The sequence below is a fragment of the Streptomyces sp. AK08-02 genome (genome assembly GCF_033795085.1).
GTDB classification, from domain to species: domain Bacteria; phylum Actinomycetota; class Actinomycetes; order Streptomycetales; family Streptomycetaceae; genus Streptomyces; species Streptomyces echiniscabiei.
On the sequence record NZ_JARAZV010000008.1, the window covers coordinates 330,813 to 344,085 of the forward strand.

The 13,273-nt window shown below is 69.9% G+C and carries 13 protein-coding genes; 6 read left to right on the top strand and 7 right to left on the bottom strand.

Annotation, left to right across the window (positions count from 1 at the left end):
* Positions 1-48 precede the first annotated feature (48 nt).
* Together PV734_RS18910 and PV734_RS18915 are read left to right on the top strand one after the other, a co-directional pair.
* Complete coding sequence (locus tag PV734_RS18910) at positions 49-1,623, top strand: amidohydrolase (protein WP_319290408.1); 1,575 nt, start codon at positions 49-51, stop codon at positions 1,621-1,623.
* A complete protein-coding gene (locus tag PV734_RS18915; protein ID WP_319091138.1) occupies positions 1,620-1,856 on the top strand; it encodes a hypothetical protein in 237 nt (78 codons plus the stop codon). The genes PV734_RS18910 and PV734_RS18915 overlap by 4 nt, the downstream gene beginning before the upstream one ends.
* A 63-nt stretch (positions 1,857-1,919) precedes the next feature.
* Here the strand turns inward: PV734_RS18915 and PV734_RS18920 are convergent, their stop codons facing one another.
* The 5 genes from PV734_RS18920 to iolC form a co-directional block, all read right to left on the bottom strand.
* On the bottom strand, positions 1,920-2,705 hold the full coding sequence (locus PV734_RS18920) for a GntR family transcriptional regulator (RefSeq protein WP_319091137.1): 786 nt from the start codon (positions 2,703-2,705) through the stop codon (positions 1,920-1,922).
* 79 nt (positions 2,706-2,784) lie between these two features.
* Positions 2,785-4,662 carry a 3D-(3,5/4)-trihydroxycyclohexane-1,2-dione acylhydrolase (decyclizing) gene (iolD, locus tag PV734_RS18925; protein ID WP_319290410.1) on the bottom strand — a complete coding sequence of 626 codons (1,878 nt, stop codon included), beginning with the start codon at positions 4,660-4,662 and terminating at the stop codon, positions 2,785-2,787.
* The gene (iolB, locus tag PV734_RS18930) at positions 4,662-5,558 is read right to left on the bottom strand and encodes a 5-deoxy-glucuronate isomerase (protein ID WP_319290412.1); all 897 of its coding nucleotides are present in this window, start codon (positions 5,556-5,558) and stop codon (positions 4,662-4,664) included. Before iolB ends, iolD begins: the two co-directional genes overlap by 1 nt.
* A gap of 70 nt (positions 5,559-5,628) precedes the next feature.
* Positions 5,629-5,844, bottom strand: coding sequence for a hypothetical protein (locus PV734_RS45830; RefSeq protein ID WP_415924229.1), 216 nt, complete (start codon positions 5,842-5,844; stop codon positions 5,629-5,631).
* The gene (gene iolC, locus PV734_RS18940) at positions 5,841-6,821 is read right to left on the bottom strand and encodes a 5-dehydro-2-deoxygluconokinase (RefSeq protein ID WP_319290414.1); all 981 of its coding nucleotides are present in this window, start codon (positions 6,819-6,821) and stop codon (positions 5,841-5,843) included. The genes PV734_RS45830 and iolC overlap by 4 nt, the downstream gene beginning before the upstream one ends.
* A gap of 286 nt (positions 6,822-7,107) precedes the next feature.
* On the opposite strand from iolC, the gene PV734_RS18945 reads away from it, so the two are divergent.
* From PV734_RS18945 to PV734_RS18960, 4 genes are all read left to right on the top strand, one after another.
* A complete protein-coding gene (locus PV734_RS18945; protein ID WP_319091133.1) occupies positions 7,108-8,121 on the top strand; it encodes a substrate-binding domain-containing protein in 1,014 nt (337 codons plus the stop codon).
* Between the two features lie 5 nt (positions 8,122-8,126).
* The gene (locus PV734_RS18950; RefSeq protein ID WP_319290415.1) at positions 8,127-9,200 is read left to right on the top strand and encodes an ABC transporter permease; all 1,074 of its coding nucleotides are present in this window, start codon (positions 8,127-8,129) and stop codon (positions 9,198-9,200) included.
* Positions 9,201-9,204: 4 nt separating this feature from the next.
* Positions 9,205-10,149 (top strand): ATP-binding cassette domain-containing protein, encoded by a 945-nt coding sequence (locus PV734_RS18955; protein ID WP_319290416.1) that lies wholly within the window; start codon positions 9,205-9,207, stop codon positions 10,147-10,149.
* A 147-nt stretch (positions 10,150-10,296) separates the two neighbouring features.
* Complete coding sequence (locus PV734_RS18960) at positions 10,297-11,316, top strand: Gfo/Idh/MocA family oxidoreductase (RefSeq protein ID WP_319091130.1); 1,020 nt, start codon at positions 10,297-10,299, stop codon at positions 11,314-11,316.
* Between the two features lie 34 nt (positions 11,317-11,350).
* On the opposite strand, the gene PV734_RS18965 is transcribed toward PV734_RS18960, so the two are convergent.
* Both PV734_RS18965 and PV734_RS18970 read right to left on the bottom strand, forming a co-directional pair.
* Positions 11,351-12,355, bottom strand: a complete 1,005-nt coding sequence (locus PV734_RS18965; protein WP_319290418.1) for a Gfo/Idh/MocA family oxidoreductase — start codon at positions 12,353-12,355, stop codon at positions 11,351-11,353.
* Between the two features lie 136 nt (positions 12,356-12,491).
* Positions 12,492-13,268, bottom strand: a complete 777-nt coding sequence (locus PV734_RS18970; protein ID WP_319091128.1) for an SDR family oxidoreductase — start codon at positions 13,266-13,268, stop codon at positions 12,492-12,494.
* Positions 13,269-13,273 lie beyond the last annotated feature (5 nt).

The window sequence follows — 13,273 nt, forward strand, 5'->3', positions numbered from 1 at the left end:
CGGAACGATCGGAACGGCTCAGGCCCCGGAACGAGGAACCGACTGCTCATGCTCACCACGCGACTGACCAACGCCCGCGTCCTCACCATGGACCCCGACCACCCCGTCGCCCACGACGTGGGCATCTGGCGGGGCCGGATCGTGGGCCTGGACGAGGCGGTGACCCGGCTGCCCGCGCAGCGGGTGATCGACCTCCAGGGGGCGACCGTGCTGCCCGGTTTCATCGACAGCCATGTCCACCTGGCCTGGACGGGCTTCAAGGCGACCATGCCCACGGTGGCGCCCTGCGTCCGGGTCGAGGACGTGCTCGCGGTCGTCGCGGACGCCGCGGCGCGGGTCCCGCCCGGCGCCTGGGTGGACGTCGCGGGGTACGACCAGCGGGGGCTCGGCCGGCATCTGACCCGCGCCGAGCTGGACCGGGCCGCCGACGGGCGCAAGGTACTGCTCATGCACGACTCCGGACACGGCTGCGCGGTCAGCGGCCCGGTGCTGGAACTGCTGCCCGGCGTGGTCCCGCACGAGGGCGCCTTCCTCGCCGAAGGGGCCATGGGCGCGGCCCGCGCGCTTCGACTGCCGCACTCCCAGGAGGAGTTGGCGGAGGCGATCGGACGGGCCGCCCGGGCCTGTCTCGCCGAGGGTGTCACGGCGTGCGCCGAGGCGGGCATCGGCGGCGCCCTGCTCGGCAACAGCCCGGTCGAGCTCGGCGCCTACCAACTGGCCCGGGAAAAAAGTCTGTTGCCCCTGCGGGTCCAGTTGATGGTGGCCGCCGACCGGCTGCACTCCGTCACCGCCCACGAGGCCGACGGGATCCCGCGCGCCCTCGACCTCGGGCTGCGGACCGGCTTCGGCGACGACTGGCTGTCCGTCGGCGCGCTGAAGGTGTACACCGACGGCGGCATGATGGCCCGCACCGCCGCCCTCAGCAGCCCCTACCAAGGGCTCGACACCGCAGGGCAGTTGCAGGAGGAGCCCGAACTCCTCAGACGGACCGTCGTGGACGGACACCTCGCGGGCTGGCAGCTCGCCGTGCACGCCATCGGCGACCGCGCCGCCGACGTCGCGCTGGACGCGCTGGAGGAGGCGCAGCGCCTGCGGCCCCGACCCGACGCCCGGCACCGGATCGAGCACGCCGGACTGATCCGGCCCGACCAACTCCCCAGGATGGCGCGGCTCGGTGCGGCGGCCGTCGTACAGCCCAACTTCCTGCGGTACTTCGGCGACGACTACGCGTCGATCATGGGGGAGGAGCGGGCGCCCTGGCTGTACCGGGGGCGGGGGTTCCTGGAGCACGGCATCCGGCTGGTGGGGAGTTCCGACCGGCCGGTGGCGGACGGGTCGCCGCTGCGGGCCGTGCAGTTCATGGTCGAACGGGCCTCGCTGTCCGGGCGGTTGATCGGGCCGGACGAGAACATCACCGTCGACGAGGCGCTGCGCGCGTACACCGTCGATGGCGCCCACGCCTGTCACTGGGAGGACAGCGCGGGCAGTGTCACACCCGGCAAGCGGGCCGATCTGGTCGTGCTGGGAGACGACCCCCGGAGCGTCGACAGTTCGCGCATCGGGGACATCGAGGTCGTGGCGACACTCGTCGACGGCCGGGAGACACTGGAGGGAAAGCTGTGAGCGCTCCGACGACGGACACCATCGGCGAATACACCCGGCTGTGGCAGGACTCGCCCCACGCCCCCCGGTGGGTCCTCTGGGACACCGCCGGGGACGTGTTGGTGTTCGACCGGGACGTCAACTGTCCCCTCTACATCGACGACGAGGCGATCCGGGGCGAGGTACTGCGCCGGATGCGTGCGGCGGGCGTACCGGAGGGCAGGGAGTACCCGGGCCGCCCCTGCTCCCGATAACCGTACGGCCGCCGGGAACAGGAACAGGAACAGAACGGGAGTGGAGACGGTGACCGGGACGGCTCAGGGGCGCATCAGCAACTGGAAGTCGAAGGCGTAGCGCGACGCGCGGTAGATGTGCGTGCCGAACTCCACGGCCCGTCCGGTGTCGTCGTACGCCGTGCGCTGCATGGTGAGCAGGGCCGCGCCCTCCGGCTCCTCCAGGCGTTTGGCCTCCGCCTCGGTGGCCGAGCGGGCGCCGACCGTCTGGCGGGCGCTGTGCAGGGTGATGCCCGCGCTCCGCATCATCCGGTACAGGCCCGTCGACTCCAGCCGGGCGGCGTCGAGTTCGAGGAGTCCCGAGGGCAGATAGTTGCAGAGGAACGCCACCGGCTCGCCGTGTGTGCAGCGCAGCCGCTCCAGCACGACGACCTCGCTGCCCTCCTTCACCCCGAGGGCGGCGGCGACCTCGGCGGACGCCGGCTGCCGCTCGTCGCGCAGGACCTGGGTGGTGGGTCCCTGTCCGGCGGTCTCCAGGTCGTCGTAGAGACTGCTCAGTTCGAGCGGGCGCTTGACCTGGCTGTGCACCACCTGCGTACCGACGCCTCGCCTGCGTACCAGCAGGCCCTTGTCCACCAGGGACTGGATCGCCTGGCGGACCGTGGGCCTGGACAGGCCCAGGCGGACCGAGAGGTCGATCTCGTTGCCCAGGAGATTGCCCGGCGCCAGGACGCCGTGCTCGATCGCCGCCTCCAGCTGCTGGGCCAGCTGGTAGTAGAGCGGGACAGGGCTGGAGCGGTCCAGCGTGAAGTCCAGGGTGTCGAGCGGGGAGCCGGACACCGTTCGGGCACGATCACCGGGTGTCGCCACGGGGACACCTCCCTTCAGTTGTTGACTATGCGTCAGGAATGGCTGGGGGAAACGAGGTTGAGGCTGCTGACCACCTGGGTCAGAGGTGTCTGCGGCGGTCGCCGACCTGGCGGTCGTACTCCTCCCGGGCCCGTACGGCGGACTCGCGGGTCGCGGTCTCGGCGACCGGTACGTCCCACCAGGCCTCCGCCGGGGGCGCGGTCGGCGCCGGATCGGTCTCCACGTACACGCAGGTCGGCCGGTCCGAGGCGCGGGCCGTGGCCAGCGCCGTGCGCAGCTCGCCCACGGTCTTGGCGCGCAGGACGTCCATGCCGAGGCTGGCCGCGTTCGCCGCGAGGTCCACCGGCAGCGGGTCGCCGGTGAAGGTGCCGTCGGAGGCCCGGAAGCGGTAGGGGGTGCCGAAGCGCTCGCCGCCGACCGACTCGGAGAGGCCGCCGATGGAGGCGTACCCGTGGTTCTGGATGAGGACCAGGTTGACCGGCAGGCCCTCCTGGACGGCGGTGACGATCTCGGTCGGCATCATCAGATAGGTGCCGTCGCCGACCAGCGACCAGACCGGGGTGTCCGGGGCGGCCTGCTGGACGCCGATGCCGGCCGGGATCTCGTAGCCCATGCAGGAGTAGCCGTACTCCAGGTGGTACTGGCGGGGGCTGCGGGCCCGCCACAGCTTGTGCAGGTCCCCGGGGAGCGAACCGGCGGCGTTGATGATCACGTCGTCGTCGCCGACGACCGAGTCCAGGGCGCCCAGGACCTGTGTCTGGGTGGGCACGGCGTGCTCGTCGGCAGTGCTGAAAGCCGCGTCGACGACCTGTTCCCAGCGATCCTTGCCGGCGCGGTACTCCGCCTCGTAAACCGAGTTCACACGGTGATCGGACAACGCCTCAGTCAACGCCGTCAGGCCCGCGCGGGCGTCGCAGACCAGCGTCCGCGCCGCCAGCTTGTGGGCGTCGAACGCGGCGATGTTGAGGTTGAGGAACCGGACGCCGGGGTTCTGGAACAGGGTGTTGGAGGCGGTCGTGAAGTCCGTGTAGCGCGTGCCGACGCCGATGATCAGATCGGCGGTACGGGCCAGATCGTCACAGACCGCCGTACCGGTGTGGCCGATGCCGCCCAGGTCGGCGGGGTGGTCGTAACGCAGGGAACCCTTGCCGGCCTGGGTGGACGCCACGGGGATGCCGGTGGCGCCCACCAGGGCCTTCAGCGCCTCCTCGGCCTGGCTGTGGTGGATCCCGCCGCCCGCGACGATCAGCGGGCGCTCGGCGGCCCGGATCGCCTGAACCGCCTCGGCCAGCTCGTACGGGTCGGGCGCCGGACGCCGGACATGCCAGACGCGCTCGGCGAAGAACTCCTCCGGCCAGTCGTACGCCTCCGCCTGCACGTCCTGCGGCAGGGAGAGCGTGACGGCGCCGGTCTCCACCGGGTCCGTGAGGACGCGTACGGCGTTCAGCGCGGACGGGATCAGCGCCTCGGGGCGTGTCACCCGGTCGAAGTAACGGGAGACCGGGCGCAGGGTGTCGTTGACCGACAGGTCGGCCTCGACCGGGTGCTCCAGCTGCTGGAGCAGCGGGTCGGCGCTGCGCGTCGCGAAGTAGTCGCCGGGGAGCAGGAGCACCGGGAGGCGGTTGATCGTCGCAAGGGCGGCGCCGGTGACGAGGTTGGTGGCACCCGGGCCGATGGAGGTGGTGACGGCCTGGGTGGAGAGCCGGTTCAGCTGGCGGGCGTAGCCGACGGCCGCGTGGACCATCGACTGCTCGTTGCGGCCCTGGTGGAACGGCATCGCGTCCTCACCGGCCTCCAGCAGCGCCTGACCGACGCCGGCCACGTTGCCGTGACCGAAGATGCCCCACGTGCCGGCGATCAGCCGGTGGCGGACGCCGTCGCGCTCGGTGTACTGGACGGTCAGGAACCGCACCAGCGCCTGGGCGACGGTCAGACGGCGGACAGGGGTGGTGCTCATCAGGACTTCTCCGAGGCCGTGTAGAGGGGGAGGCGGGGGTCGACGGGCTGCTCGGGCCAGGTGGAGCGGACCCAGGCGTGATCGGGGTGGTCGCAGATCAGCCAGGCGCGGTCGGCCTCGGGGCCCGCCATGACGTTGAGGTAGTACATGTGATGGCCGGGCACGGCCATGGAGGGCCCGTGCCAGCCGTCCGGAATGAGGACGACGTCCCCGCCGCGCACCTCGGCCAGCACGTCCGTGTTCCGGCCCTGTCCGGACGGTGACACCCGCTGGTAGCCGAGGCCGGGCGTGCCCTCGTGCTCGGCGAACTCGAAGTAGTAGATCTCTTCGAGGACGGACTCCTCGCCGGGCCGGTGCTCGTCGTGCTTGTGCGGCGGGAAGGACGACCAGTTCCCGCCAGGGGTGATCACCTCGACGGCGATCAGTCTGTCGCACTCGAAGACGCCGGCCGCGCCGAAGTTGTTGACCTGCCGGGAGGAATTCCCGGTGCCGCGCAGCTCCACCGGAACCGAGGAGGCGGGCCCGTAGCGGGCGGGCAGCCGCCGGGTGCAGCGGGCGCCGGTGAGCGCGAAGCGCCCGCCCGCGGCCGACGTGATGGTCGTACTGGCGTCGCGGGGCATGTACACGAAGTCGCTGACGCCGCTGAACACGCTGTCGCGGCCCCGCACCTCGAAGGTGGAGTGGCCGAAATCGTCTGTCGTGTCGACCGTGCAGGCGCCGTTCAGGGACAGCGCGATCCACTCGCTGTCGCCGGTGGAGAAGGTGTGCGAGCCGCCCGGGGGCAGCTCCAGCACCCGGAGGCTGGAGTAGCCCCAGCCCGCCTTCTCGGGGTTGACGTCGACGACGTACGGGCCACCGAGAGCCTTGCCGGCCGGGAGGTGGTAGGCGGTGGTCATGATCTGTCGCTCCTGTTCACAGCGGGTCCCGTGTTGACCCTGTTCACGGCCGTTCTTGAGATGTCTCGGTTCACAGCAGTCCCACCGCCGTGTCCACGGCAGCCTCCACACTGCCCGAAGACGGGTGGAGCAGCGACCGGCCGACGGCCTGCCCCTGCACGGTCGGCAGCCCCAGCCCCAGCCCCAGCCCCAGCGCCTCGCGCCGGCGCTCGTCGGCCGTCCCGGGGGTCGCCGGGGTCCGGCGTTCACCCATCAGGTGGTCGTCCATCGGGTGGTCGTCTCTCATCGGGGCGATCCGCTCGCCAGGAGAGTGTCGACCTCGGACTCGGTCGGCATCGCGGACGAGCAGGCGAGGCGGGAGGCGACGAGGGCGCCGGCCGCGTTGGCGTAGCGGATCGTCCGCTCCAACTCCCAGCCGGACAGCAGCCCGTGGCACAGGGCGCCGCCGAACGCGTCACCCGCGCCCAGGCCGTTGACCACCTCGACGGAGACCGGCGCGACCTCGACGATGGTGCCGTCACGGTGCATCGCCAGTACGCCCTCGGGACCCTGCTTGACGACGGCCAGTTCGACCCCGGCAGCCAGCAACGCCTCGGCGCAGGCCCGCGGTTCGCGTACGCCGGTGGCGATCTCGCACTCGTCGAGGTTGCCCACCGCCACGGTCGCGTGGCGCAGGGCCTCCGCGTAGTACGGGCGGGCGTCCTGGGGGTCTTTCCAGGCCGCGTCGCTCCACAGCGCCGGTCGCCAGTCCAGGTCGAAGACCGTGATGCCCGTCCGGTCGCGGGCCTTGAGGGCGGCGAGGGTGGCCGAGCGGCTGGGTTCCTCGCTCAGGCCGGTGCCGGTGATCCAGAAGACACGGGCGGCCCGGATGCCGAAGAAGTCCAGCTCGTCGGTACGTATCCGTAGGTCGGGGGCGGTCGGCCGACGGTAGAAGTACAGCGGGAAGTCGTCCGGCGGGAAGAGTTCGCAGAACGTGATGGGAGTGGACAGGCCGTCGACCGGCGTCACCCAGCGGTCGTCGACCCCGAACTCCCCGAGCGCCTGGTGCAGATAGTCGCCGAAGGCATCCGCCCCGGTACGGGTGATGACGGCCGAGGAACGGCCCAGACGGGCCGCCGCGACCGCGACGTTGGCTGCCGACCCACCGAGAAATTTTCCGAACGTCTGCACTAGGGTCAGCGGTACTCCGGACTGCAGCGGATAAAGATCCACTCCGATGCGGCCCAGGGTGACCAGGTCGAAGGGCGGGGCTGACTCGGTCATGCGATGCTCCTTCGAGCTGCGGAGGATGCGGGTCCCGAGGGGCTTGTCGTCCCCCCCAGGTGTAGGACTCGGAGGGCAACGCTGTCAAGAGTTTGTTCTTACATTCTGACCTGCTAGTGAAATAATGTCTTAACAAAGTCTTGACAGCGGACAGGTCCAAGGAATTGGATTCGGTCCCAACACGAACTGCCGTGTTCGCGGCACACGGCCCGGAGCTCCGGGACCCGGGCCCGGGATCACCAGGATCCCCACCCTCTCCCCGGTCGCACAGTGAGGTGCAGGAAAGATGGCTCGCTCTTCTCGCTCCCGCAGAATCGCCCCCGTTGTTGCCGCTGCCGCGGCAGCGGCCTTGGTCCTCGCGGGCTGCTCCAGCAGTTCCGGTGGCAAGAAGTCCGAGGACGGTGGCACCGACGCTTCTGCGGGCAAGGCCACCACCCCTCGGATGACCGTCGCCCTGGTCACCCACCAGGCCCCCGGTGACGCCTTCTGGGACATCGTCCGCAAGGGTGCTCAGGCCGCCGCGGACAAGGACAACATCAAGCTCGTCTACTCGGCCGACCCGGACGCGGGCAACCAGGCCAACCTCGTCCAGAACGCGATCGACCAGAAGGTCGACGGAATCGCCGTCACGCTGGCGAAGCCGGACGCGATGAAGGACGTCATCGCCAAGGCGACCGCGGCCGGTATCCCCGTGGTCGGCCTCAACTCGGGCCTGAGCGACTGGAAGAAGCTCGGTCTGCAGCAGTTCTTCGGCCAGGACGAGTCCGTCGCGGGCGAGGCGTTCGGCAAGAAGCTGAACGAACTCGGCTCCAAGAAGGCCGTCTGTGTGATCCAGGAGCAGGGCAACGTCGGCCTCACCCAGCGCTGTGACGGTGTGAAGAAGACGTTCACCGGCACGCTGGAGGTCCTCAACGTCAACGGCACCGACATGCCGTCCGTGAAGTCGACCATCACCGCGAAGCTCAACCAGGACAAGGCCATCGACTACGTGGTGGCGCTCGGCGCCAGCTACGCGCTGACCGCGGTGCAGTCGGTGTCCGACGCCAACAGCAAGGCCAAGGTCGCGACCTTCGACCTCAACAAGGAGATGACCGACGCCATCACGAAGGGCGACGTCCAGTTCGCGGTCGACCAGCAGCCCTACCTCCAGGGCTACTTGGCCGTCGACTCGCAGTGGCTCTTCAAGAACAACGGCAACTACAGCGGTGGCGGTGAGCAGCCCGTGCTGACCGGTCCCGCCTTCGTCGACAAGTCCAACGTCGAGAAGATCGCCGCGTTCGCGGCGAAGGGCACTCGGTGATGTCGATGAGTCAGACCACGGCTCCGGCGGCGAGTTCCTCGCCGCCGGCTCCGCCGGCCATTCAGAAGGACGGCCGCACCAACCAGCGTTCCCTGGGGCGCAGGCTGCTCGGCCGCCCCGAGGTCGGCGCTCTCATCGCCGCCATCCTCGTGTACGTGTTCTTCTTCGCGGTGGCGCCGTCGTTCCGTGAGACCAGCGCCCTCGCAACCGTGCTCTACCAGGCGTCCGTGATGGGCATCATGGCGTTGCCGGTGGCCCTGCTGATGATCGGCGGGGAGTTCGACCTGTCCGCCGGTGTCGCGGTCACCACCTCCGCGCTGACCGCCGCGATCCTCAGCTTCCAGCTGTCCATGAACGTGTGGACCGGTGTCTTCGTCGCCCTGATCGTGTCCCTCGCCGTGGGGGCGTTCAACGGCTGGCTGCTGATCAAGACCGGACTGCCGAGCTTCCTGGTCACCCTGGGCTCGTTCCTGATCCTGCAGGGCGCCAACCTCGCCGTCACGAAGATCTTCACCGGGAACGTGGCGTCCGACTCGATCGCCGACATGGACGGCTTCGACCAGGCCAAGAAGGTCTTCGCCTCCGAGTTCTCCATCGGCGACGTCAGCTTCAAGATCACCATCGTGTACTGGCTGGTGTTCGCCGCGATCGCCACCTGGCTGCTGCTGCGCACCAGGTTCGGCAACTGGATCTTCGCCGTCGGTGGCAGCAACGAGAGCGCCCGCGCGGTCGGTGTCCCGGTCAACTTCACGAAGATCGCCCTGTTCATGGGCGTCGGCGTGGGCGCCTGGTTCGTCGGCATGCACCTGCTGTTCTCGTTCAACACCGTCCAGTCCGGCCAGGGCGTCGGCAACGAGTTCCTCTACATCATCGCCGCGGTCATCGGCGGCTGCCTGCTGACCGGCGGCTACGGCTCGGCGATCGGCCCGGTCATCGGCGCCTTCATCTTCGGCATGGTCTCCCAGGGCATCGTCTACGCCAACTGGAACCCCGACTGGTTCAAGGCGTTCCTCGGCGTGATGCTCCTGGTCGCCGCCCTCGTCAATCTGTGGGTCCGCCGCCAGGCGACCCGGAGGTGAACTGATGACAACCAACGAAACCTCCCCCAACGGCGTCTCGCCCAACGACACGCTCACCGACGAGAGTTCGCCGCGGGACGACTCGCCGAAGGACGGGCGGCCGATCGTCGAACTGCGCGACACCGGCAAGTCGTACGGCAACATCCGTGCCCTGCACGGCGTGAACCTCACCGTCCGCTCCGGCCAGGTCACCTGCGTCCTGGGCGACAACGGCGCCGGCAAGTCGACCCTGATCAAAATCATCTCCGGGCTGCACCAGCACACCGAGGGCGAACTCCTCATCGACGGCAGCCCCGTCCACTTCGCCACACCCCGTGAAGCCCTGGACGCCGGTATCGCCACCGTCTACCAGGACCTGGCGACCGTCCCCCTGATGCCGGTGTGGCGCAACTTCTTCCTCGGCTCCGAGATGACCAAGGGCCCCTGGCCCGTGCGCCGCCTCGACATCGAGAAGATGAAACGGACCGCGGACGCGGAACTGCGCAACATGGGCATCGTCCTGGACGACCTCGACCAGCCCATCGGCACCCTCTCCGGCGGCCAGCGCCAGTCCGTCGCCATCGCCCGCGCCGTCTACTTCGGCGCCCGCGTCCTCATCCTCGACGAGCCCACCGCCGCCCTGGGTGTCAAGCAGTCCGGTGTCGTGCTGAAGTACATCGCCGCAGCCCGCGACAAGGGTCTGGGCGTCATCTTCATCACCCACAACCCGCACCACGCCTACATGGTCGGCGACCACTTCAGCGTCCTGCGCCTGGGCACCATGGAACTCTCCGCCGCCCGCAGCGAGGTCAGTCTCGAAGAACTCACCAACCACATGGCCGGCGGCGCCGAACTCGCAGCACTCAAACACGAGTTGGCGCAGGTTCGGGGTGTGGATGTGGACGAGCTTCCCGAGGCGAAGGACCTCAAGGCTTCCGTCGCCACCTCCTCGCAGGGAAAGTCGGCGTAGCGCGTAGCGTGGGGGAACGAGCGGTAGTTCGGCGGGTGCGGGTCGGTTGTGGCTGGTCGCGCCCGCGCGGCGAAGCCGTAAGTGTCACGGCCCCGAGCCCCTGAGCGAGCTCCGCCGCGCCGCCTGTTGAAGGGGCACCGCATCTCCATGGAAAACCATGACACGCTCGGCGTTCTCGTGATCGGTACCGGCAAGATGGGTGCCGATCACGTTCGTCGTATCGAGGAAGTCACCAGTGGGGCCCGGGTGGTCGCCGTCGTGGACGTCGATCAGGAGCGGGCCCGGTCGATCGCGGCCGGTATTGACGGCTGTACGGCCCACACCGACCCCGTCGCCGCCATGGCATCCACCGATGTCGACGCCGTGCTCGTCGCCTCGCCCGGGGCCGCTCACGAGGCGGCCCTGCTCGCGGCGTTCTCGTACGACCTGCCGGTGCTGTGCGAGAAGCCCCTCACGCCCGACGCGGCATCCGCGCTGCGGGTGCTGGAGGCCGAGGTGAGGCTGGGGCACCGGCGGGTCCAGGTCGGGTTCATGCGGCGGTACGACGCCGAGTACCTGAAGCTCAAGTCACTGCTGGACACAGGGCGGTTGGGGCGACCCCTCATGCTGCACAACCGGCATCGCAACGTGTCCTCCCCGCCCTGGTGGACCAGCGAGATGCACGTCAACGACTCCGTGGTGCACGAGATGGACGTGACCCGGTGGCTCCTGGACCAGGAGATCACCGCGGTCACCGTGCTGTGTCCGAGGCCTTCCCGGAACGCGCCGGACGGACTTCAGGACCCGCAGTTCGTCGTGATGGAGACCGACGGCGGTGCGATCGTCGACGTCGAGATCAACGTCAACTGCGGCTTCGGATACCAGGTGCAGGCCGAGGTCGTCTGCGAGCGCGGAACCGCGCGGATCGGCGACGGGCACGGCATGGTCGTCAACACCGCCGGTCACTGGGGCGGAAGCATCGCCCAGGACTTCATCGAGCGGTTCGAGGACGCCTACGACCGTGAGGTCCAGGCATGGGTCGACGCCACCCGGCGCGGCGAGGTCACCGGGCCCGGTGTCTGGGACGGTTACGCGGTGGCCGCCGTGTGCGAGGCCGGCGTACGCGCGCGGGCCGAGGGCCGGCGCGTAGAGGTGGAGCTCGTGGAACGGCCCGCGCTGTACCGCTGAGGGCAGCGCGGGCCGGCCGTTCTGACGGACCTGCTCAGACCGTGCGTACGTCCTCGATGCGCACCGGGCGGTGCTCCTGGAGCGAGAGCGTGCACGCGTCCGCGATCCAGCCCGCCTCCAGCGCGTCGGCGACCGTGCACGGGGAGGTGCGGTTGCCCGCGACGACCTCCGTGAACTCCGTCAGTTCGGCGCGGTAGGCGGGGATGAAGCGGTCCATGAAGAAGTCGTGCGGGACACCCGCCGGGAAGGTCACGCCCGGCTCCACGGAGCGCAGCGGGAGCTTGTCCTCCAGACCGACGGCGATGCTGTCCTGGAAGCCGTGGATCTCCATGCGGACGTCGTAACCCCGGGCGTTGTGACGGGAGTTGGAGACCACGGCGATCGTGCCGTCGTCCAGGGTGAGGATGGCGCCGGTGGTGTCGGCGTCGCCCGCCTCCTTGATGTAGTCGGCGCCGTTGTTGGAGCCCACCGCGTACACCTCGGTGACCTCGCGGCCCGTCACCCAGCGGATGATGTCGAAGTCGTGCACCGAACAGTCCCGGAAGATGCCACCGGACGAGGCGATGTACGCGGCCGGCGGCGGCGCCGGGTCGAGCGTGGTCGACCGGACCGTGTGCAACTGGCCCAGCTCACCGCTCCGCACGGCGGCCCGGGCGGCGACGAAGCCCGCGTCGAAGCGGCGGTTGTAGCCGATCTGGATCTCGACCCCGCTGTCCTTGACCGCGTTCAGCACCGCGACACCCTCGGCCATCGTGCGGGCCACCGGCTTCTCGCAGAACACCGGGACACCCGCCTCGACGGCGGCGAGGATCAGGGCCGGGTGGGCGTCGGTCGCGGCGGCGATCACGATGCCGTCCACACCGGCGGCCAGCAGGGCCTCGGGGGAGTCCGCGACCTGGGCGCCGAAGCGCTCGGCGGCGGTCTTCGCGGCGTCCGCGAACGGGTCGCTGAAGACGAGGGAGTCGACGGCGTCGAGACCCGAGAGGGTCTCGGCGTGGAAGGCGCCGATGCGGCCGAGGCCGAGGATTCCGATACGCATGGTTGTGCTGCTCCTTGGATGTGGTGCGGGTGCGGTGCGGTGTCCTGCGATGCGAGGAGAAGAGAAGAGAAGAGAAGAGACGAGGGGGAGGGGGAGGGGAGCGGAGAAGACGAGACGGGAGACAGACGAGCAGGGGTCAGTCCAGGCCGCCCAGGACGTTCTGGTCCCAGTCGATCACCGAACCGGTGACCACGCCCGACCGGTCGGACAGCAGGAGGACCACGAAGTCGGCGATCTCGTCGGGCTGGCCGAGCTTGCCCATGGGGAGGCGTTCGGCGGCCTGGTCGAGCCAGTCGTCGCCCGCCCCGTGGAAGGCCCGCTGGGTGGCGTCCTCGCCCTCGGTCGCGGTCCAGCCGATGTTCAGGCCGTTGATCCGGACCCGGTCCCAGCGGTGGGCGTGCGCCGCGTTGCGGGTCAGCCCGATGAGACCGGCCTTGGCGGCGACGTACGGGGCCAGGAACGGCTGCCCGCCGTGCGCCGAGGACGTGATGATGTTGACGACCGTGCCGGGCGCCTTGCGGCCCACCATGTCCGCCACCGCCGCCTGCATGGCGAAGAACGGGCCCTTGAGGTTGATCGCGATGTGCGCGTCGAACAGCTCGGGCGTGGTGTCGAGCAGTGTGCCGCGCGAGGTCAGGCCCGCCGAGTTGACCAGGCAGTCGATCCGGCCGTGCGCGGCGACCACCTCGGCCACGGACGCCTTCGCCTGCTCGGCGTCCGAGAGGTCGGCGCGTACGTACATGGCCTTGCCGCCCGCCGCCGTCAGCTCCGCGACCAGCGCCTCGCCCGGTTCCGGGCGCCGCCCGGTGACCGCGATGACGGCACCCTCACGGACGGCGGCCCGGGCGATGGCCGCCCCGACGCCCTGGCTGCCGCCGTTGACGAGGACGACCTTGTCCTGGAGAAGTCCCATGCTGT

What these genes read in the sequence shown, in the direction of transcription:
- PV734_RS18910 (WP_319290408.1), top strand. Translation starts at nt 49, where the DNA reads ATGCTCACCACGCGACTGACCAACGCCCGCGTCCTCACCATGGACCCC.
- iolD (WP_319290410.1), bottom strand. Translation starts at nt 4,662, where the DNA reads ATGAGCACCACCCCTGTCCGCCGTCTGACCGTCGCCCAGGCGCTGGTG.
- iolB (WP_319290412.1), bottom strand. Translation starts at nt 5,558, where the DNA reads ATGACCACCGCCTACCACCTCCCGGCCGGCAAGGCTCTCGGTGGCCCG.
- PV734_RS45830 (WP_415924229.1), bottom strand. Translation starts at nt 5,844, where the DNA reads ATGAGAGACGACCACCCGATGGACGACCACCTGATGGGTGAACGCCGG.
- iolC (WP_319290414.1), bottom strand. Translation starts at nt 6,821, where the DNA reads ATGACCGAGTCAGCCCCGCCCTTCGACCTGGTCACCCTGGGCCGCATC.
- PV734_RS18945 (WP_319091133.1), top strand. Translation starts at nt 7,108, where the DNA reads ATGGCTCGCTCTTCTCGCTCCCGCAGAATCGCCCCCGTTGTTGCCGCT.
- PV734_RS18950 (WP_319290415.1), top strand. Translation starts at nt 8,127, where the DNA reads ATGAGTCAGACCACGGCTCCGGCGGCGAGTTCCTCGCCGCCGGCTCCG.
- PV734_RS18955 (WP_319290416.1), top strand. Translation starts at nt 9,205, where the DNA reads ATGACAACCAACGAAACCTCCCCCAACGGCGTCTCGCCCAACGACACG.
- PV734_RS18960 (WP_319091130.1), top strand. Translation starts at nt 10,297, where the DNA reads ATGGAAAACCATGACACGCTCGGCGTTCTCGTGATCGGTACCGGCAAG.
- PV734_RS18965 (WP_319290418.1), bottom strand. Translation starts at nt 12,355, where the DNA reads ATGCGTATCGGAATCCTCGGCCTCGGCCGCATCGGCGCCTTCCACGCC.
- PV734_RS18970 (WP_319091128.1), bottom strand. Translation starts at nt 13,268, where the DNA reads ATGGGACTTCTCCAGGACAAGGTCGTCCTCGTCAACGGCGGCAGCCAG.